Origin of the sequence: Polaromonas hydrogenivorans, from assembly GCF_040105105.1 — a bacterium.
GTDB lineage: Bacteria > Pseudomonadota > Gammaproteobacteria > Burkholderiales > Burkholderiaceae_C > Polaromonas > Polaromonas hydrogenivorans.
Genome location: NZ_CP157675.1, coordinates 187,041 through 205,398, shown reverse-complemented (window position 1 = coordinate 205,398; position 18,358 = coordinate 187,041). Strand labels below are relative to the sequence as shown.

Here is an 18,358-nt window from a genome sequence, read left to right as displayed (position 1 = left end):
GAAGTAACGACAGACCGCGCAGGATCAAAAAGATTCAAACCGCAGGCGAAGCCAGGTGGCGAATCACCAGATTTTTCAGCAGCGGCAATTGTCCATGAAAGAAATGACCGACCCCCGGCACAACCGTAACAGGCAGTGCCTGCGGACGCGCCCAGTCCATCACGGCGGCCAATAGCACGGTGTCGTCCTGCTCGCCATGCACCACCAGGGTTTTGTTGTGCGCGGCGGCATCCACCGGCGCGGCGGGGGCGCGGCTGACGCTGGTGCCGACCAGCACCAGCTTTTCAATCGGGCGGCTGGCATGCAGGCGCTCAAAGGCATGGGTGGTGACAAAAGCGCCGAACGAGAACCCGGCCAGCGCCAGCGTGGCCTGGCCTTCGCCAGCGGGCGCCACATGCTGCACCACCGCCAGAAAATCCTCCAGTTCGCCCCGGCCTTCGTCATGGCTGCCGGCGCTGCCGCCGACGCCGCGAAAGTTGAAGCGCACGGCCGTCCAGCCGGTCTGCACGAAAGCCCGCGCCAGGGTCTGCACCACCTTGTTGTCCAGCGTGCCGCCGAACAGCGGATGCGGATGGGCAATCACGGCGATGCCGCGTGATTCACCAGCCGGCAGGTCCAGCGCAATGTCCAGCGCGCCGGCCGGGCCTGCGATGCTGGACTTTTGGGTTTTAGAGTTCATGAGAAATGCTTTCGAGCCGATAACTTGCTATACAAATAATAGCTTACTGCGCCCGCTGTTATTGCGCAAAAGGCATAAATGATGCTTGTTTTTGATGCGGGCCACGCGGCGGGCACGTTTCAGCGCCCCAGATGCGGCGGCGTCAGCAGGCGCTCGACCACCTGGCCGTTCTTCAGGTGCGACTCGACAATCTCGTCGATGTCGCTGGCGTCCACATAGCTGTACCAGACCGCCTCCGGATAGACCACCGCCACCGGGCCGCCGGCGCAGCGGTCCAGGCAACCAGCCTTGTTGACCCGCACTTTTCCCGGCCCGGCCAGCCCGGCGGCTTTTACCAGCGACTTGCAGCGGTCGAACGCCTGCTGCGCGCCCTGGTCGGCGCAGCACGACTCGCCGGTGCGCTGGTTCAGGCAAAAGAAGATGTGGCGTTCGTAATAGGAGTCCGGCTTGGCGGCATCGGACGAAGTGGTTTGGGTGGCAGCAAGAGTCATCGGGCGATTTTACTTTTCAGCGGCTGCTTGCGGTTCGTGGCCGGAAAGCCTTGCCACCAGGCAGGTCAATGCCGCATACGGCCAGAGCCAGCCCAGCCACTGGACCAGGCCATAGAAATGGATGAACCGGCCCTGCTCCCAGATTTGCAGCGTCTGGGCAAAGTAAGGGTCGGCGGGCGCCTGGTTGAGCAGGCTCAGGTGAATGGCCAGCGCCAGCAGCGCCAGCGCGGCGGCAACGCGGCGCGGCAAGGCCAGCAGCAGCACGGCCAGTACCACGGCCAGTCCGATGCCGACCCGTACCGGCGCATCAAGCCAGGCCCAGGCGTGTTCCGGTCCGTAGCTGAGCGCCGCCGACAGGGCTGACGCGCCCAGGCCGAGCGCAATCGTCGCTGCGGCAAACACCCCGCGCTGCCACAGCGTTCGCATCACGCAATAGCCGAGCAGGCAGGGAATCAGCGCGCCCAGCGCCACGCAGACCAGTTCGGCGATAGGCACCAGGGGCTGGAGTTCGACCTCGCGCATCGGCATCCACTCCAGGAAAGGCGTGTCGGCCAGCGCATCGGCCAGCGCCGTCTCCAGCCGCTCGAACACCTGGCCCAAGCCCATCGGCACCGCAGCCGGAAACAGCAAGGCCAGCGGCCACAGCAGCAACAGCACCAGCACGCTGCGCGCATCGGGCGAAAACCACCGCGCCCTCACGCGGCCCCAGCGGCCCACCAGCCCGGATCGCTCCAGCGCCAGGGCGCAGCAGGCGCCCAGCCAGGCGCCCAGCGTGTTCAGCGCCAGATCGACATTGGAAGGAATGCGCGACGGCAAATAACTCTGCAGCGATTCCATCGTCAGCGACAGTATTGCAGCGCCAAGAACCGACACGCTGACCGCCCAGGCGACGCGCCGGCTGCGCAGCGCCGACAGGGCCAGCAAAAAACCCAGCGGCGCATAACCCAGCAAATTGGTGCCGACATCAAAACCGGTCCAGTATTTGGGCAATGGCGAAGTCAGGAAACGCAGCGGCGAAATGCCCTGGTTGCGCCACTCCGAAAACGGATAAAGGCTGGCATAAATGATCAGGCACACCAGCACCAGGGCCAGCGGCCAGGCGGTGGTCTTTTGCCCATCCCCGACGGAATGTGGCACACCCCCGACGTCCTCACTGCGCTTCGCTGCGTGTAGTTCCGCCCCCCCTTGCAGGGGGCGACGCATGGCATCCGGCAAAGCCGGACTGCTTGCGTCTGCTGGTGGGGGAATGTTTGCCACGTCGTGTAGATGGGCTGCGAGCCGTCAGAACGGCTTGACCACCACCAGAATGACAGCGGCCACCAGCAGCAGCACCGGCACTTCGTTGAACCAGCGCAGCCAGACATGGCTGCGGGTGTTGCGCTTGGCCACGAACTTGGCCAGCATCCGGCCGCAGGCATGGTGATAGCCGATCACCAACACCACCACGGCCAGCTTGGCATGCATCCAGTAGCTGCCCGGCGCGCGCCCGATGCCGTAACCCAGGTACAGCCACAGGCCCAGGGCCACGGCCGGAATGGCCAGGATGGTGGTGAAACGCATCAGCTTTCCGGCCATCAGGATCAGCCGCTCGCGCTCGGCGATGCTTTGCGGCGGCACCATGGCCAGGTTGACGAAAATACGCGGCAGGTAGAAAAGCCCGGCAAACCAGCTGGCAATGAAAACGATGTGAAAGGATTTGACCCAGAGCATCCGCCTAGTTTAGCCCCGGCCATTTCCTGACCTGGCCTTGGTCACCGCAAGCGGGCCGTTGTGAAGAGTGCAAACCCGGATATTTATGCGGCCAAAAAAAATCCCGGCGACCTGCTGGCCAGCCGGGATAAATGCCTTTTTGCTGTCACACGCCAAGGCCCCGCTCAGGGAGGAAAAGCGGGATGCAGCCGTCCATACACTGGAAACCACACCATTTAATTCTAAACCCATGGTATTAAACTTCCATGGCACCTGTCAGAAATAGCAGGTAATTTCATGTAAATAGAAGTGAATTCTGCTAGGAAGAAGAGCACTTTCCAAATAATCCGGGCTAGATACAAAGCTTTGGCACAATTTGCCCCCATGACCTTTCACGCTTCCAACTTCGCTCCCTTCCCGATGGGTCGCCCCCGTCGCCTGCGCCGTGACAGCTTCACGCGCAACCTGGTGCGTGAAAACGCCCTGACGGCGCACGACCTGATCTACCCCGTGTTCGTGCTGGCCGGCCAGCACCGGCGCGAGCCGATTGCCTCCATGCCCGGCGTGGAGCGGCTCAGCCTGGACCTGCTGCTGCCGGTGGCCGAGGAATGCGTGAAGCTGGGCATTCCGGTGATGGCGCTGTTCCCGGTGATCGACGCCTCGCTGAAAACCGAAGACGGCCGGGAAGCGCTGAATCCGGAAGGCCTGGTGCCGCATGTGGTGCGCGAACTCAAAAGGCGCTTTCCCGAACTCGGCGTGATGACCGATGTGGCGCTGGACCCGTTCACCACCCACGGCCAGGACGGACTGCCGGATGCCAACGGCTACATCCTGAACGACGAGACGCTGGAAGTGCTGGTCGGGCAGGCGCTGACGCAGGCCGAGGCCGGCGTCGATATCGTCGCGCCCAGCGACATGATGGACGGCCGCATCGGCGCGATTCGCCAGGCGCTGGAAAGCCAGGACCTGGTCCACACGCGCATCATGGCCTACAGCGCCAAGTACGCAAGCGCGTTTTACGGCCCGTTCCGCGATGCGGTTGGCTCCAGCGGCAACCTGGGCAAGGCCGATAAAAAGGTCTATCAGATGGACCCCGGCAACAGCGACGAAGCGCTGCGCGAAGTCGCCATGGACATTGCCGAAGGCGCGGACATGGTGATGGTCAAGCCCGGCATGCCGTATCTGGACGTGGTGCGCCGCGTCAAGGACGAATTCCAGGTGCCGACGTTCGCCTACCAGGTCAGCGGCGAATACGCGATGCTCAAGGCCGCCGCACAAAACGGCTGGCTCGACCACGACGCGGTGATGCTGGAAAGCCTGCTGGCCTTCAAGCGCGCCGGCGCCGATGGCGTGCTGACCTACTTTGCCATCGACGCGGCCAGGAAACTGCGCCGGGCTTGATGCCACCGGCTTGCATACGCATTGCTATTGAAAATATAGCTATAAAGGCAAGCAGGACAAGCGCAAAGTGCTTATTTTTCCCCTGAAACCAGAGATTTAAGCTTTCATGCGCATCTTCACCATTACCTCCGGCAGCCAGGGCGTCATCGAAACCGATGCCCTGCCGGCCGAATTGCCGCCGCAAGGCTTCATCTGGATTGCCTGCGCCCGGCGCGAGTTCGAGGTGATGCTGGCGCCCATCCAGGCGACGCTGCAGCGCCTGTGCGCCACCCAGCTGGTGGACCTGCATGTGTCCGACCTGCTGAACAACCAGCTGCCCTCGCATTACGACTACACCTCGCAGTACGACATGCTGGTGTTTCGCCGGCTGGCGGCGGGCCAGACCGAAACCGACCTGTCCCAGCCCGGCGAACCGCTGCACCAGCCCATCAAGCGCAGCGGCCCGCCGGTGCTCAAGCGCATCGACACCAGCCCGGTGGGTTTTGCGGTGTTTGACCGGGTGCTGCTGACGGTGCATCCGGCTGGCTGCAGCGTGCGCGAAGCCTATGCGCTCAAGCTGCTCAACGCCACCTCGCCCGAAGCGCGGGCCAACGGCGTCAAGCTGCCGCCCAGCCCGGCCGACCTGATGCTGCGCATCGTCAACCAGATGGTCGATGGCTACCTGGCGCTGCGCCGCGAACTCACGCGCCAGATGGACCACTGGCAGTCCGAGCTGCTCAATCCGAACACGCGCTTCAACAACTGGAGTTCGGTGCTCGATGCCCGGCTGGCGCTGCACCTGCTCGACGAGATCTGCGAAGACCAGCGCGCGGCCCTGCAGGACTGGATCGATTCGATTGAAACCTGGCCCGATGCCGACTCGCCCGCCACGCGGCGCGAGCGCGAACTGCTCAAGGTGCGCTCGCGTGACGTGCTCGAACACATCGAGCGCGTCGTCCACCATGTGCGGCGCATGGAGCAAAGCGCTGAAGCGGCGGTGCAGATGCATTTTTCGGCGCAGAGCCACCGCACCAACGACATCATGCGCACCCTCACGGCGCTGACGGCGGTGTTTTTGCCGCTGAACCTGATCACCGGATTTTTCGGCATGAACTTCGAGTTTTTGCCGGCCATCCACAGCTCGGCCGGATTCTGGTGGACCTTCAGTTTGATGCTGCTGCTGGTGGTCGTGGTGGTGTCGGTGTTCTGGCGCAAGCGCTACCTCGCCAGAACCAGTCGCTAAAGACCGGATGATTGCGGGCCATGCAAGCCAGCCTCTTTCCCGATCAAACCCTTTCTCCGGGTTCCCGCATCAAGGTGGGCTGCGCAGGCTGGAGCCTGCCGCGTGCGCTGTGGCCCGAGTTTCCTGCCGCCGGCACGCATCTGCAGCGTTATGCCGCGCGCCTGAACGCGGTTGAAATCAACTCGTCGTTTTACCGGCCGCACCAGCGGGGCACCTATGCGCGCTGGGCGGCCAGCGTGCCGGACAAGTTCCGTTTTTCGGTCAAGCTGCCCAAGACCATCACCCACCAGCAGCGCCTCGTCGATTGCGCCTGGCTGCTCGACACGTTTCTGGGCCAGGTCAACGGCCTTGGCGAGCGCCTGGGCTGCCTGCTGGTGCAATTGCCGCCCAGCCTGGCCTTCGAGGCGGGCACGGTGACAGACTTTTTACACGCCCTGCGCGAGCGCCACGGCGGCCCGGTCGCGCTGGAGACGCGCCATGCCAGCTGGTTCAGCGCGCCGGCCAATCCCCTGCTCGATGCCTGGCAGGTCGGCCGGGTGCTGGCCGACCCGGTGGTGCATGCGGCCGGCCGCCTTCCGGGCGGTTTTGCGGGCCTGGTCTATGTGCGCCTGCATGGCTCGCCGCGCATGTATTACTCGGCGTATGACCGCGCCGTGCTCGATGCGCTGATCATCCGGCTTGAACTGGCGGCCAGGTCTGGCGCCAATGTCTGGTGCCTGTTCGACAATACCGCCGAAGGTGCGGCAGTTGCCGATGCCCTGTACACCCTGCAAGGCCTGACGGTCCGCTGAACTGGCCAGGCCGAATCCCCCCAAAAAAAGGAATCCTGATGTCTATTTTGTCCCGCATCCATGCCGGCCCTGGCGCGACCCAGGCCAGCGCCGATGACCTGACAAGGGACAACGTGGAGTCGATGCGCCGGGTCGAGGAGCAGGCGCTGGCCAAACGCAGCCGCGCCGACCGCATCGCCGCTTTCGTGGCCAGCTTTTGCGGCTCCATGCCCTTTGTCTGGCTGCATGTGCTGCTGTTTTTCGTCTGGCTGGCGCTGAACTCGTGGCCGGGCATCCATCATTTCGACCCCTACCCGTTCACTTTTCTGACACTGGTTGTTTCGCTGGAGGCGATTTTCCTGTCGGCCTTCATTTTGATCAGCCAGAACTATGAACTGCGCATCAGCGACCGGCGCAACCAGCTGGACCTGCAGATCAACCTGCTGACCGAGCAGGAAAACACCAAGATGCTCCAGTTGCTGGAGCAAATTGCCGCAAAAGTGGGGGTTGACGTGAGCGGTGATGCCGAGCTGCGCTTTCTCAAGCAGGTCACCCACCCCGAAAAGCTGATTGCCCAGATAGAACACGCCCAGCAGGAACGCCCGCTGAAGACGTCTTCGGTTTAAGGGCCGCTCAGCCGAGCCTGTCGGCCAGGAAGGCCAGCGAACGCTCGCGCGCCAGCTTGGCGGCGGCTTCGTTGTAGGAGGCGCGCTGGTCGCAGTTGAAGCCGTGGCTGGCCGGATAGACATGCACCTCGACCTCGGGATGTGCCTTTTGGAACGCTTCAATGCCGTCCATCGGAATCCAGTGGTCCTGGTCGCCGAAGTGCGCCATCACCGGGCACTGCGGCTGGCGGGCGATTTCGCCTTCGCCGGTGATGCCGCCGCCGTAGTAAGGCACGGCAGCGGACAAGCCCTTGAGCAGGCAGGCCGCTTTCCAGGTCAGCAGGCCGCCCCAGCAAAAACCGATGATGCCGACCTTGCCGCCGCCAAGCTGCGCCGCATGGTCGATGGCGGCCTGGATGTCCTGCAGCACGCCGGCGCCCGGCAGGGCATCCACGGCGGTCTTGAGTTCAAAGCCGGCATTCATGTCGGCCTCGGTATAGCCCAGTTCCACGCCGGGCTTGACGCGGTCGAACGTAGCCGGCGCCACCATCAGGTAGCCTTCTGCGGCAAAGCGGTCGGCAACCGAGCGGATGTGCGAATTGACGCCGAAGATTTCCTGCAGCACGACGATGGCAGCGCGCGGCTTGCCTTCGGGTGTTGCCACATAGGCCGACAGCGTGAAGCCGTCGGCGGCGGTGAGAGTGGTGAATTGACCCATGGTGTGAAAAAGCTCCTTGTTGAATCGTTGTTTTCATTTTCAATAGCGTCAGGCCGGCTTGAGCCTGCGCTCGACAAAATCAAGCCGGTCCTGGCCCCAGAACAGTTCGCCCTCGATCAGGTAGCTGGGCGCGCCGAAGATGCCGGCTTGAATGGCTTGCCCGGTATTGTCCTCGTAGCGCTCCTGCACCGCCTGGCTGTAGGACTGCTCCAGCCGCGCCGCGTCCAGTCCGCACTCATTGAGCAGTTCGGCCAGCACCTTTTCGCTGGCAATGTGCCGCTCCTCGGCCCACAGCGCGGTAAAGATCGCGCCGCTGATCTTCATGGCGGCGTCAACGCCGTCGTGCAGATCGACCGCGATGATGAGGCGCGAGGCGTCATCGCCCGAGACCGGGAAAAACTTCGGTTTGACGTGCAGCGGCAGCCCCAGGAAATCCGCATGGCGGCGCAGTTCGAGCAGCCGGTAGGCCTGGCGCTGCGGGGCGCGCTGGCCCAGCGGCAGCCCGCCTGAAATCGGAAAGACCTTGCCGCCCAGGTCTATCGGCAGCACGCGAACCGTGGCGCCCGCCGCGCGTGCTATCTGCGCAAAACGCGCGTGGCCCAGGTAGGTCCAGGGGCTTTGCGGGGTGAAGTAATAGTCCACGGTGGTGCTCAAGGTTTTTTCTCCGGTGGTTGCCAGGAAGTCAGTACAGTCACTGCTTTCAGCCCGATCCCCTTTTTAACCGGGATTGCTTTTTTTTGCAGGAGACTGGTTTGTCCCAACTTGTTTTGATCCCCGGCGCGCTGCTGGACGTGACGGGAGGCCGCTGATGGACTTCAAGCCCCTGGTGACGCTGCTGGCCATCGTCAACCCGCTGGCCATCGTGCCGTTTTTCATTCATTACACGCAGGGGTTTTCAACGCCGCAGCGCCAGCGCACGGTGGTGGTGGCCTCGTTCAGCGCCTTTGTCGTGATTGCCGTCAGCGCCCTGCTGGGCTTGCAGATCCTGGAGTTCTTCGGCATCTCGCTGGCCAGCTTCCAGGTCGGCGGCGGCATGCTGCTCTTGATCAGCGCCATGAACATGCTCAACGCCCAGCCGGCCGAAGCCAAGCCGCTGACCAACGAGTTCGAGGACGGCGCCGAAAAGGCGGCCCGGGGCGCCAGCATTGCGGTGGTGCCGCTGACCATCCCGCTGCTGACCGGCCCGGCCACCATGTCCACCGTGGTGATCTATGCGGAAAAAGCCAAGACTTTTTTACAGCTCGGCACTTTGGTCGGCTACGGGATGGTGATCGGCCTGGCGACGGCGCTGTGCTTTTCGCTGGCCGAGCCGATTTCCCGGGTTCTGGGCAAGACCGGCATCAATGTCATGACACGCCTGATGGGGCTGATCCTGGCCGCGCTGGCGGTGGAAGTGATGGCCGATGGCTTGGGCAAGCTGTTTCCTATCCTGCGGCATTGAGGTTTGTTATCGGGCCAGGTTCATGCTGCGGGCTTGGCTTGGCTTGGCTTGGCTTGGCTTGGCGGAATCCTGTGCTTGATTTGTGGCTGGGTTGACTCTTCTGGGTTGGGCTGGCCGGGAGTCGCCCGGCGGCGACTCACTTTTCTTTGCTTCGCCAAAGAAAAGTAAGCAAAAGAAAGGCGACCCTGCTGTCCGCGACCCTTCGCTTCGCTACGGGCACCCTGCGGTGCTCAGTCCAGCCGGGGTCTCGTGCAAACTCGGCTATCGCCTCAGACAAGCACGAGCCCTTATCCGTCTGGCCTTCCGCTCCTCAGCGCTGACAAGGGGGGGGCTCGGGGGAAAAACCAATACCAGCAGCCAACAGCCGAATACACAGAGCGCGCCATGCGCGCTCTGCTCCCCGATTCTGAATCCGAATCCGAATCCGACCCCAAACCCGTCGTGGCCGGGCCTGTGCTGCGCCAGAAAAGCGGGATCAGGGCCGCGCGCTGTTTGAGCGAAGCGAGTTTGCGCGGACCCCCGCTTTTCTGGCGCAGCACAGGTTGCCCGAAGCGAAGCGCAGGAACCCGGACTGCGGGTCGCCTTTTCTTTGGTGACTTTGTTTTGGCGAAGCAAAAGAAAGTTACTTGCCGCCGGGCAACCCCCGGCCAGCCCAACCACGCAAAGCCAACTCAATCAGCGCGCGGGCAGTTGCCGCAGCCACTGGTCCAGCTCGTCGATGGCGGCGTCGGTGGCCGCAGTCAGGGCGCGCACGCCCCCGGCGGCATCGGCGCGGGTCGCGGGGCGCTGCACCGACAGGTTGCGCTGCGCAACCAGCCTTTCGCCAGCCGGCGTGATTTCAACCAGCGTGGCATGCAGGCGAACCAGGCCCACGCTGGCGTCAGGCGCGCTGAACAGCTGGCTGAATTCCTCCAGCTCCAGGCGCAGCATCAGCAAATTGGCGTTCTGGCTGCGGTTCAGCGCCGCGCCTTCGCGGGCATTGAACACCACGCGCTGCTGGCCCAGGCGTTCGCGCAAACGCTGGCGCAGCAGTTGCGCCGGCGGCATGCTCCAGCGCGCCTGCGAATAAGGGCGCAGCTGCTGGGCGTCTAGGTAGCCCAGCCGGTAAAGCACCGCCTGGTTGTCCAGCGCGCCGCCCGAGGTGGCAATGTCGGCGATGGCCAGCGGCGGCAAGGCAGGCGCGGGCGTCGCGCCTGCCTGGGTGGGCAACTCGCCCGGACCGAAGTCGTACAGGGCGGCGCGGGTCGGCTTGTCAACCACCGAGCAGCCGGCCACGAGCCCGAGCGCAAAAATCAAGAAAAAAACAGGCTTTGCGCACGACTGGCATGCATTTTCAGCTATTGTTTTAATAGTAATTTGGATGGATTTCAAGGGCATCATTTTTTTACTCCGTCGGCGGAAAAGCCGGCCTCGCCGGGGCCGGGAACGGCCGGGCCGTTGCCAAAGATCAGCGCCTGCGGGTTGTCATCGACCGCGTTGACGGTGCGCCGCAGCTGGCGCATGGTGCGCGCCGTCTCGTCGGCCACCTCGCCGAGCTTGGGCAGCGTGGCCGCGCTGAAGGTTTCCACGCCTGCGGCCAGCGCCGTGCCGCCGTCCCTCAGCTTGTCGAGCGGCCCGCCTTGTTCATTCAGTCGCCCTGCGGTGGCGGCCACTTGATCACTGGCGCTTTTCAGCGCTTTCATGGTCGCGCTGGAATCACGCGACAGCGCCGGCAGCGTCGCCACCGTCGGCTCCAGGCCCTTGGCCAGGCGGTTGATGCTGCTGGCGGCTTCGGCCAGCTGCGTGATGGCGGTGTTGATGGCTTCTTCGTTCTGCCTGGACAGCAGCTGGTTGATCCGCGTCGCGGCCTGCTCGGCCTGGGTGAAGATGGCATCGCTCTGCTTGAGCAGCTTGTCCAGCGTTCCCGGCTTGAGCGGGATGCGCGGCGGGTCGTCGTCGTTGGGCACCAGGCGCTGGGTCGATTCGCCGTTGTCGTCGAGCTGGATGAAGCCCAGGCCGGTCACGCCCTGCGACGCCACGGTGGCAAAGGTGGACTGCATCATCGGCGCGGCGCGGTCGATGGACACGCGGATCAGCACATTGCCCTTGACCTTGTCGTCAAACCCGATGCGCTCGACCTTGCCGACGGGCACGCCGCGAAACCGCACCACGGCCTGCGGCTGCAGGCCGGAGATGGTTTCGGCGGTGCTCATTTCATACAGGTCGCGCTGGGTGTTGTCGCGCGTGAGCCAGACGCCCAGCAGCGCCAGCAGGGCGGCAACCACCACCACGAACGCGCCGGCTATCAGCGCATGGGCCTTGTTTTCCATGATGAAAACCTTTCTAGATAGGGCTGGATGCAGGGGTCAGCAGCGCCATGGCGCGCTGGCCGCGTTCACCCAGAAAAAATTCACGAATGAAGGGATGCTCGAAAGCCACCACCTTTTGCGGCGTGTCGTTGATGATGACTTTTTGCTGGGCCAGCACGGCAACCCGGGTGCTGAGTTCGAAGATCGTGTCCAGGTCGTGCGTGACCATCACCACCGTCAGGCACATGCCCTGGTGCAGCGAGCGCAGCAACTCGCAAAAGCTGTCGGCGCTTTCCGGGTCCAGCCCGGCCGTCGGCTCGTCGAGCAGCAGCAGCGGCGGGTCCATGATCAGGGCGCGGGCCAGCGCGACGCGCTTGATCATGCCGCCCGACAGGTCGCTCGGCATCTTGTCGGCCGCGTCAGGCGGCAGGCCGACCATCTGCAGCTTGACCATGGCGGCCTCGCGGATCAGCTCGCCCGGCAGGCAGTTGAGTTCGCGCAGGGGAAAGGCGATGTTCTCCAGCACCGTGAACGCTGAAAACAGCGCGCCCTGCTGGAACAGCATGCCGACCCGCATGGCCGCGCCGCGCTTGCCCAGTTCGGCGGCCGGCTTGCCCAGCACGGTGATCTCGCCGCGCGCTGGCGTTTCCAGCCCGAGCATCTGGCGCAGCAGCACCGTCTTGCCGGTGCCCGAGCCGCCGACCAGCGACATGATGGCGCCGCGCTCGACCGTCAGGTCGAGGTCTTTGTGAATCACGGCTTCCTTGTCGTCATTCTGGAAAATGGTCCACAGCTTGCGGATTTCAACCACGGGTTCGGTCTTGACCGTCATATGCCGACACTCTTGAACAGCACCGCGAACAGCGCATCGACCAGGATGACGACGGTGATCGACGTGACCACCGAGGCCGTCGTGCCCTGCCCCAGGCTTTCGGTATTGGGCTTGACACGCAGGCCGTAATGGCAGCCTATCAGCGCAATCAGCAGGCCGAACACCACCGACTTGGCGGTCGCCAGCACCAGATTCGACACCTTCACGGCCGCCGGCAGCGCGTTGAAGAAAAACGCGGGCGTCACGCCCATCGAAATATCGGCCGCCAGCATGCCGCCCAGCAAGGCGGCAAGGGTGGTCCAGACGCTGATCAGCGGCATCACCAGCGCCAGCGCCATGGCACGCGGCATCACCAGGCGAAAGCCGCGCGCGATGCCCATGACGCGCATCGCGTCCAGCTCTTCGGTCACGCGCATCACGCCAATCTGCGCGGTGATGGCCGAGCCGCTGCGCCCGGCGATCAGGATGGCCGCCAGCACCGGGCCGAGTTCGCGGATCAGCGAAATGCCCAGAATGTTGACGATGAAGGCGTCGGCGCCGAACTGGTGCAGCTGCTGCGAAATCAGGTAGGCCAGCACCACGCCGATCAAAAAACCCACCAGCGCCGTGATCGGCAGCGCGGTCGCGCCGAAGTTGTAGAGATGGCCCGAGAGGTCGCGCCACGGACCCTGCTGCGGGTGCCGCACGAGCCGGCCCATGTCGAGCAGCAGCTGGCCCAGCAGGCGCAGCATGCCCTTGGCATGGGACAGCAGGCTGAGCAGCCGCCCGCCCAGCATCAGCACGGGCTCAAGCCACGAAGGCCTGGGCGGCGGCAGCGGCCTGACGGTGAATTTTTCAACCGTTTCGAGCATGGCGCGCTGCTCGGGCTCGATCTGCAAGCCGGCGGGCCAGTGGTGCTTCCACGCGCTCCACAGCACCTGGGCGCCCAGATAGTCGAGCTTTTCAAGCTGCGCCAGGCTCCACTGGAGCGCGGCGGGGGATGCGGAAGATGCGGGAGATGCGGTTTGAGCGCGCAGGCCCTTGAGTTGCGCCGCCAGCGCGTCCCAGACCGGTTTTTGTGTCAGGTTCGCCGCCGTCCACGCGCCCTGCAGCAGCACCCGGCCTTCAGGGCCGTGCTCGACTTCAATTCGCGGTGGAGAGTCTTCCATGGGCATAGTCAGTCAGTCGGACGCCAGGTCAAAGCGTGATGGTAACCGCTGAGAATGCTGCGCGTCAGCGCGTCCACGGATGAGTCGGCCCTGTCCCACAGGCCGTGGCGCCATGGCGGCAGGCCGGCTCATCGCCAGGCCTGCGCCAGCGCGCCCCAGGCGCTGGCCACCACGGGTTCGGCCACCCGCGCCTTCAGGCAGATGAAGCTCAGCACGCAGTCCAGGCTGACCCGGTCCGCCACCACCAGGCCATGCGCCTGGCTTTCGCGGATCGCGATGGAGTCGCGCGCCAGGCTCAGGCCGACGCCGGATTTGACCAGGTCGAGCATCGACGCTTCCTGGTCCACCAGCGCCACGCGGCGCGGCTCCAGGCCGGTCAGCGAGGCCGCGCCAAACACCCGCGACAGCAGCCGATGGTGAACGCTGGCCGGCGGCGTGGCCAGCCAGGGCAGCGCGGCCAGAGCCTTCCAGTCGCGGCCCTGCACCTGCTGGCCCCAGCCGGCGGGCGCGATGACGCGGTACGTAAAGCGCGTCAGCTCCATGACTTCAAAATCAATAGCAGCCTGCGCCCGTCCATCCTGCGCAAACCCCTGATTTGCTTCACTTTTTTCTGGCCGATCGAGGTAAAAGCCCACATCCAGGTCGCCCCGGACGATCTGCGCCAGCACATTGCCGCTCATGCCCTGGCGCAGCTCGGTGTCGATCTGCGGCGCGGCCTCCACCAGTTCCTTCAGGAACGCCCCGAGCCGGGTGAACTCGGGGTCCAGAATGGTGCCGATGCGCAGCGTGCCACGCACAGTGCTGTGCAGCCCCAGCGCCGCCTGCGCAAAATCGGCCAGCGCCGCCAGGGCTTTTTCGGCCTGCGGCAGCAGCGCCGCGCCGTCGCGCGTGAGCGTCAGCCCCTGCGGCGTGCGGGTGAACAGCGTCAAGCCGGTGTTGGCGGCCAGCCCCTTGAGCTGCAGGCTGACCGCAGGCTGGCTCAGGTGCAGGCGCTCAGCCGCCCGCGAGACATTGCCATGCCGCGCCACGGCCACGAAAGCGCGCAAGGTTTGGGGATCAAAGTTCAGGCTCATATTTGCAAAACTTATAACGCTATTTGGCTCAAATCATTGGATATGAAACCCCATTGTGAAGATACTTGGCGCATCAAAGGGGACATCGCGTCATGAGCACAGCAAATAATTATCCAGGCCCTGGCGGCCGCGAGGTGAGGCCATGAGCGAACACAGCTTCGACTACATCATCATCGGCGCCGGAACGGCCGGCTGCCTGCTGGCCAACCGGCTGAGCGCCGACGCGTCCAAGCGCGTGCTGCTGATCGAGGCCGGCCGCAAGGACGATTACCACTGGGTACACATTCCGGTCGGCTACCTGTACTGCATCGGCAACCCGCGCACCGACTGGCTGTTCACCACCGAGCCCGACGCGGGGCTGAACGGCCGGTCGCTGCGCTATCCGCGCGGCAAGACGCTGGGCGGCTGCTCCAGCATCAACGGCATGATCTACATGCGCGGCCAGGCGCGTGACTACGACCAGTGGGCGCGGCTGACCGGCGACAGCGCCTGGACCTGGGACAACGCCCTGCCTCACTTCAAGCTGCACGAAGACCATTACAAGGGCGCCGACGCGCTGCACGGCGCGCGCGGCGTGGCGCCCGAGCTGATGCAGGACAAGACCAATCCGTACCAGAAAATCCTGCGCCACCGCAACGCGGGCGGCGAATGGCGGGTGGAAAAGCAGCGCCTGCGCTGGGACATTCTGGATGCCTTCGCCGAGGCGGCGCAACAGGCGGGCATTCCGCAAACACCGGACTTCAACCGGGGCAACAACGAAGGCGTGGGCTATTTTGAAGTCAACCAGAAAAACGGCTGGCGCTGGAACACCGCCAAGGCCTTCCTGCGGCCGACCTGCCTGGGCCGGCCGAACTTTGAACTGTGGACGAATGCGCAGGTCAGCCGGTTGGTGATCCAGCCGCAGCCGGACGGCAGCCAGCGCTGTACCGGGGTCGAGGTCTGGACCGGCCAGGAGCGCGTCACGGCGCTGGCGACGCGTGACTCGGAGCACATGGGCGAGGTACTGCTGTGCGCCGGCAGCATCGGCTCGCCGCACCTCCTGCAGCTCTCGGGCATCGGCCCGGCCGGCTTGCTGCGGCAGCACGGGATTGCCGTGGTGCAGGACTTGCCGGGCGTGGGCGCCAATTTGCAGGACCACCTGCAGATCCGCTCGGTGTACAAGATCCAGCACGCGCCCGGCCAGAAGCGCTGGGGCCTGTCGCTCAACACCATGGCCGATTCGCTCTGGGGCAAGGCGCGCATCGGGCTCGAATACGCGCTGCGCCGCACCGGCCCGATGAGCATGGCGCCGTCGCAGTTGGGCGCCTTCACGCGCAGTTCGCCCGACCAGCCGTATCCCAATATCGAGTACCACGTCCAGCCGCTGTCGCTCGACGCCTTTGGCGAGCCGCTGCACCGCTTCAATGCCTTCACCGCCAGCGTCTGCAACCTGAACCCGACCAGCCGGGGCAGCGTACGCCTGAAGACCGGCCGCTTTGAAGACGCGCCGGCGATTGCGCCCAACTACCTGAGCACGCCAGAGGACCGGCAGGTGGCCGCCGATTCGCTGCGCATCACGCGCAAGATCGTCAGCCAGGGGGCGCTGGCCAAATACCAGCCCGAGGAATTCAAGCCGGGCGTGCAGTTCCAGACCGACGAAGACCTGGCGCGGCTGGCCGGCGACATCGCCACGACCATCTTCCACCCGGTCGGCACCACGAAAATGGGCCGCGCCGACGACCCGATGGCGGTGGTCGATTCGCACCTGCGGGTGCGCGGCGTTCGCGGGCTGCGCGTGGTCGATGCGGGCGTCATGCCGCTGATCACCAGCGGCAACACCAACTCGCCTACCTTGATGATTGCCGAGAAGGCGGCGCAGTGGATACGGGACGGAATTTAAACGCCAGCCAGCGCGGGCAGCACCGTGCCCCGGCATTCGCCAAAACCAATCGGCGCCGCACCGGGCTTTTCGCACCATCCGCGCAGCACCACGCTGTCGCCATCGTGCAGAAAGGCACGCTGCTCGCCCCCGGGCAAATCCAGCGGCTTGCGCCCGCCCTGCGTCAGCTCGACCAGGGCGCCGGCTTCTTGCGCGGTGGGGCCGGAAATCGTGCCGGTGCCAAGCAGGTCGCCGGGCCGCAGGTTGCAGCCGCCCATGGTGTGCTGCGCCACCATTTGCGCCAGCGTCCAGTACTGGTGGCGAAAGCTGGTGCGCAACACCCGCGCCCGCTGTTGCGGCGTTTCAATCAGCACTTCGAGCTGGATGTCGAACACGCCCTGCGCACGGTTGGCGGGGCTGTCCAGGTAGGGCAGCGGCTGCGGCTCGCCGGCAGGGCGGCTGAACGGCAGCCGAAAAGGCACCAGCGCCTCCAGGCTGACCACCCACGGGGAAATGCTGGTGCAGAAGTTTTTGCCCAGAAAAGGCCCCAGCGGTGTCATTTCCCAGAACTGGATGTCGCGGGCCGACCAGTCGTTGAGCAGGCAAACGCCAAAAATATGGTTTTCGGCATCGGGCAGCGCAATGGTTTGGCCCAGGGCATTGCCCGCGCCCATGAACATGCCCAGTTCCAGCTCGAAGTCCAGCCGCGCGCACGGTCCGTACACCGGCTGGCTGCCGCCGGGCAGCGCCGACTGCCCCATGGGCCGGTGAAACGGCGTGCCGCTGACCACCACGCTGGACGCGCGGCCATGGTAGGCAATCGGTAGCCACTGGAAGTTGGCGGGCAGCGGGTCGTCGGGCTTGACAATGCGGCCCATATTGCGGGCGTGGTGAATGGAGGTATAAAAGTCGGTGTAGTCGCCAATGCGGGCGGGCACGGCGTATTCGACGACGCTTTGGGGCACCAGGCAGGCGCGAAGGGTTTGCTGCTGTGCGGGCGTAGCCTGAACGTGCAGCAGCGCAAACAGGGCATGGCGCAAGGCCTGCCAGGCCGCCGGGCCGAGTGCCATGAGGTCATTCAGCGTGCTTTGGGTGCACACCGTACAAGCCTGCAGGGCGACGCCTTGCAACAAACCCGCAGCACTGAGCGCGGCAAGATCCACGACCTGGTCGCCAATCGCCACGCCGCCGCGAAAGCCTTCATGGCTGCCTGCAGTGCGAAACACGGCCATGGGCAGGTTTTGAATCGGGAAATCACACAAGGTATTGGCGGATTCCAGCCAGCTGCGTGCCGCAGGGTCGTGGGTGTGGTTGAGTAATTTGTTCATGCTCGGCCCGCCGCCATCAGGGCATCGTCAAAAATGGCCACGGCCCGTGTCCAGCCCGCCGAGGCACCGCGAATCTTGTGCGGAAAGCAGCTGATGAAAAACCCGGTGGGCGGCAGCACTTCGAGGTTGTGCATTTTTTCCATGTGGCAATAACCAATGTCGCGCCCGGCCTTGTGGCCTTCCCAGATCAGCGAGGCGTCCCGGGTTTCCCGGTATTTTTGGGCGGTGTGGACAAACGGCGCATCCCAGCTCCAGGCATCGGTGCCGGTCAGGCGCACGCCGCGCTCCAGCAGGTACATGGTGGCTTCGTAGCCCATGCCCGCGCCGGCGGCCACATAGTCGCTGTGGCCGTAGCGTGAGCCGGCGCGGGTGTTGATGATCACGATTTCCAGCGGGCTCAGCGTGTGGTTGATGCGTTTCAGCTCGGCCTCGACATCATCGGCCTGCACCACGTAGCCGTCGGGCATCCGGGTGAAATCAAGCTTGACACCGGGCTGGAAACACCACTCCAGCGGCACGTCATGGATGGCAATCGCCGGCTTTTTATCGCCCAGCTTGTCGTCCATGGTGCTGTGAAAGTGGTAAGGCGCATCCAGGTGCGTGCCGTTGTGGGTCGAAAGCCGCACCAGCTCCACCGCCCAGCCCTCGCCGTCGGGCAGGTCTTTTTTCTGCAGTCCCGGAAAGAAGGGCTCGATGTGCTCGTAGGTGTTCTTGTGGGTGAAATACTCAATTTTCGGACCCAGCCCGGGCGGGTCGGACTGGACGTCGTTTTCAAGAAAAATCGATAAATCTACAAACTTGCGTGGCATGCCTGA

General features: G+C 64.5%; 19 protein-coding genes. 6 read left to right on the top strand and 13 right to left on the bottom strand.

The window, feature by feature from the left end; all coding sequences use genetic code 11:
* Positions 1-34: 34 nt before the first annotated feature.
* From ABLV49_RS01005 to ABLV49_RS00990, 4 genes are all read right to left on the bottom strand, one after another.
* On the bottom strand, positions 35-679 hold the full coding sequence (locus ABLV49_RS01005) for an alpha/beta hydrolase (RefSeq protein WP_349279825.1): 645 nt from the start codon (positions 677-679) through the stop codon (positions 35-37).
* 119 nt (positions 680-798) lie between these two features.
* Complete coding sequence (locus ABLV49_RS01000; RefSeq protein ID WP_349279823.1) at positions 799-1,170, bottom strand: (2Fe-2S) ferredoxin domain-containing protein; 372 nt, start codon at positions 1,168-1,170, stop codon at positions 799-801.
* 9 nt (positions 1,171-1,179) lie between these two features.
* Positions 1,180-2,373, bottom strand: coding sequence for a VanZ family protein (locus ABLV49_RS00995; RefSeq protein WP_349279821.1), 1,194 nt, complete (start codon positions 2,371-2,373; stop codon positions 1,180-1,182).
* Positions 2,374-2,451: 78 nt separating this feature from the next.
* The gene (locus ABLV49_RS00990; RefSeq protein WP_349279819.1) at positions 2,452-2,880 is read right to left on the bottom strand and encodes a CopD family protein; all 429 of its coding nucleotides are present in this window, start codon (positions 2,878-2,880) and stop codon (positions 2,452-2,454) included.
* A gap of 363 nt (positions 2,881-3,243) precedes the next feature.
* Here ABLV49_RS00990 and hemB point away from each other — a divergent pair, with 363 nt between their 5' ends.
* From hemB to ABLV49_RS00970, 4 genes are all read left to right on the top strand, one after another.
* Positions 3,244-4,260 carry a porphobilinogen synthase gene (hemB, locus tag ABLV49_RS00985; protein ID WP_349279817.1) on the top strand — a complete coding sequence of 339 codons (1,017 nt, stop codon included), beginning with the start codon at positions 3,244-3,246 and terminating at the stop codon, positions 4,258-4,260.
* Positions 4,261-4,366: 106 nt separating this feature from the next.
* The gene (locus ABLV49_RS00980) at positions 4,367-5,482 is read left to right on the top strand and encodes a magnesium transporter CorA family protein (RefSeq protein WP_349279815.1); all 1,116 of its coding nucleotides are present in this window, start codon (positions 4,367-4,369) and stop codon (positions 5,480-5,482) included.
* A gap of 20 nt (positions 5,483-5,502) precedes the next feature.
* On the top strand, positions 5,503-6,273 hold the full coding sequence (locus ABLV49_RS00975; RefSeq protein WP_349279813.1) for a DUF72 domain-containing protein: 771 nt from the start codon (positions 5,503-5,505) through the stop codon (positions 6,271-6,273).
* 38 nt (positions 6,274-6,311) lie between these two features.
* Positions 6,312-6,878 (top strand): DUF1003 domain-containing protein, encoded by a 567-nt coding sequence (locus tag ABLV49_RS00970; RefSeq protein WP_349279811.1) that lies wholly within the window; start codon positions 6,312-6,314, stop codon positions 6,876-6,878.
* A gap of 7 nt (positions 6,879-6,885) precedes the next feature.
* Here ABLV49_RS00970 and ABLV49_RS00965 read toward each other — a convergent pair whose 3' ends face one another.
* Positions 6,886-7,575 (bottom strand): dienelactone hydrolase family protein, encoded by a 690-nt coding sequence (locus ABLV49_RS00965; protein ID WP_349279810.1) that lies wholly within the window; start codon positions 7,573-7,575, stop codon positions 6,886-6,888.
* A gap of 48 nt (positions 7,576-7,623) precedes the next feature.
* Positions 7,624-8,229 (bottom strand): 2-hydroxychromene-2-carboxylate isomerase, encoded by a 606-nt coding sequence (locus tag ABLV49_RS00960; protein WP_349279809.1) that lies wholly within the window; start codon positions 8,227-8,229, stop codon positions 7,624-7,626.
* A 154-nt stretch (positions 8,230-8,383) separates the two neighbouring features.
* On the opposite strand from ABLV49_RS00960, the gene ABLV49_RS00955 reads away from it, so the two are divergent.
* Entirely contained in the window at positions 8,384-9,016 is a 633-nt protein-coding gene (locus ABLV49_RS00955; RefSeq protein ID WP_349279808.1) for a MarC family protein, read from the top strand.
* A gap of 675 nt (positions 9,017-9,691) precedes the next feature.
* Here ABLV49_RS00955 and ABLV49_RS00950 read toward each other — a convergent pair.
* The 5 genes from ABLV49_RS00950 to ABLV49_RS00930 form a co-directional block, all read right to left on the bottom strand.
* On the bottom strand, positions 9,692-10,396 hold the full coding sequence (locus ABLV49_RS00950) for an ABC-type transport auxiliary lipoprotein family protein (protein WP_415838115.1): 705 nt from the start codon (positions 10,394-10,396) through the stop codon (positions 9,692-9,694).
* Positions 10,393-11,325, bottom strand: coding sequence for an MlaD family protein (locus tag ABLV49_RS00945; RefSeq protein WP_349279806.1), 933 nt, complete (start codon positions 11,323-11,325; stop codon positions 10,393-10,395). Before ABLV49_RS00945 ends, ABLV49_RS00950 begins: the two co-directional genes overlap by 4 nt.
* A 13-nt stretch (positions 11,326-11,338) precedes the next feature.
* Positions 11,339-12,136, bottom strand: coding sequence for an ABC transporter ATP-binding protein (locus ABLV49_RS00940; protein WP_349279804.1), 798 nt, complete (start codon positions 12,134-12,136; stop codon positions 11,339-11,341).
* Positions 12,133-13,284: an MlaE family ABC transporter permease gene (locus tag ABLV49_RS00935; protein WP_415838116.1), complete on the bottom strand. Its 1,152-nt coding sequence runs from the start codon at positions 13,282-13,284 to the stop codon at positions 12,133-12,135. Before ABLV49_RS00935 ends, ABLV49_RS00940 begins: the two co-directional genes overlap by 4 nt.
* Before the next feature lie 128 nt (positions 13,285-13,412).
* Positions 13,413-14,357, bottom strand: coding sequence for a LysR family transcriptional regulator (locus ABLV49_RS00930; protein WP_349279801.1), 945 nt, complete (start codon positions 14,355-14,357; stop codon positions 13,413-13,415).
* A 142-nt stretch (positions 14,358-14,499) separates the two neighbouring features.
* Here ABLV49_RS00930 and ABLV49_RS00925 point away from each other — a divergent pair, with 142 nt between their 5' ends.
* On the top strand, positions 14,500-16,236 hold the full coding sequence (locus ABLV49_RS00925; RefSeq protein ID WP_349279799.1) for a GMC family oxidoreductase: 1,737 nt from the start codon (positions 14,500-14,502) through the stop codon (positions 16,234-16,236).
* Here the strand turns inward: ABLV49_RS00925 and fahA are convergent.
* Both fahA and ABLV49_RS00915 read right to left on the bottom strand, forming a co-directional pair.
* Positions 16,233-17,543 carry a fumarylacetoacetase gene (gene fahA / locus ABLV49_RS00920; RefSeq protein ID WP_349279798.1) on the bottom strand — a complete coding sequence of 437 codons (1,311 nt, stop codon included), beginning with the start codon at positions 17,541-17,543 and terminating at the stop codon, positions 16,233-16,235. The two genes, ABLV49_RS00925 and fahA, sit on opposite strands and share 4 nt — an antisense overlap.
* Positions 17,540-18,352 carry a cyclase family protein gene (locus tag ABLV49_RS00915; protein ID WP_349279796.1) on the bottom strand — a complete coding sequence of 271 codons (813 nt, stop codon included), beginning with the start codon at positions 18,350-18,352 and terminating at the stop codon, positions 17,540-17,542. Before ABLV49_RS00915 ends, fahA begins: the two co-directional genes overlap by 4 nt.
* Positions 18,353-18,358: the final 6 nt, after the last annotated feature.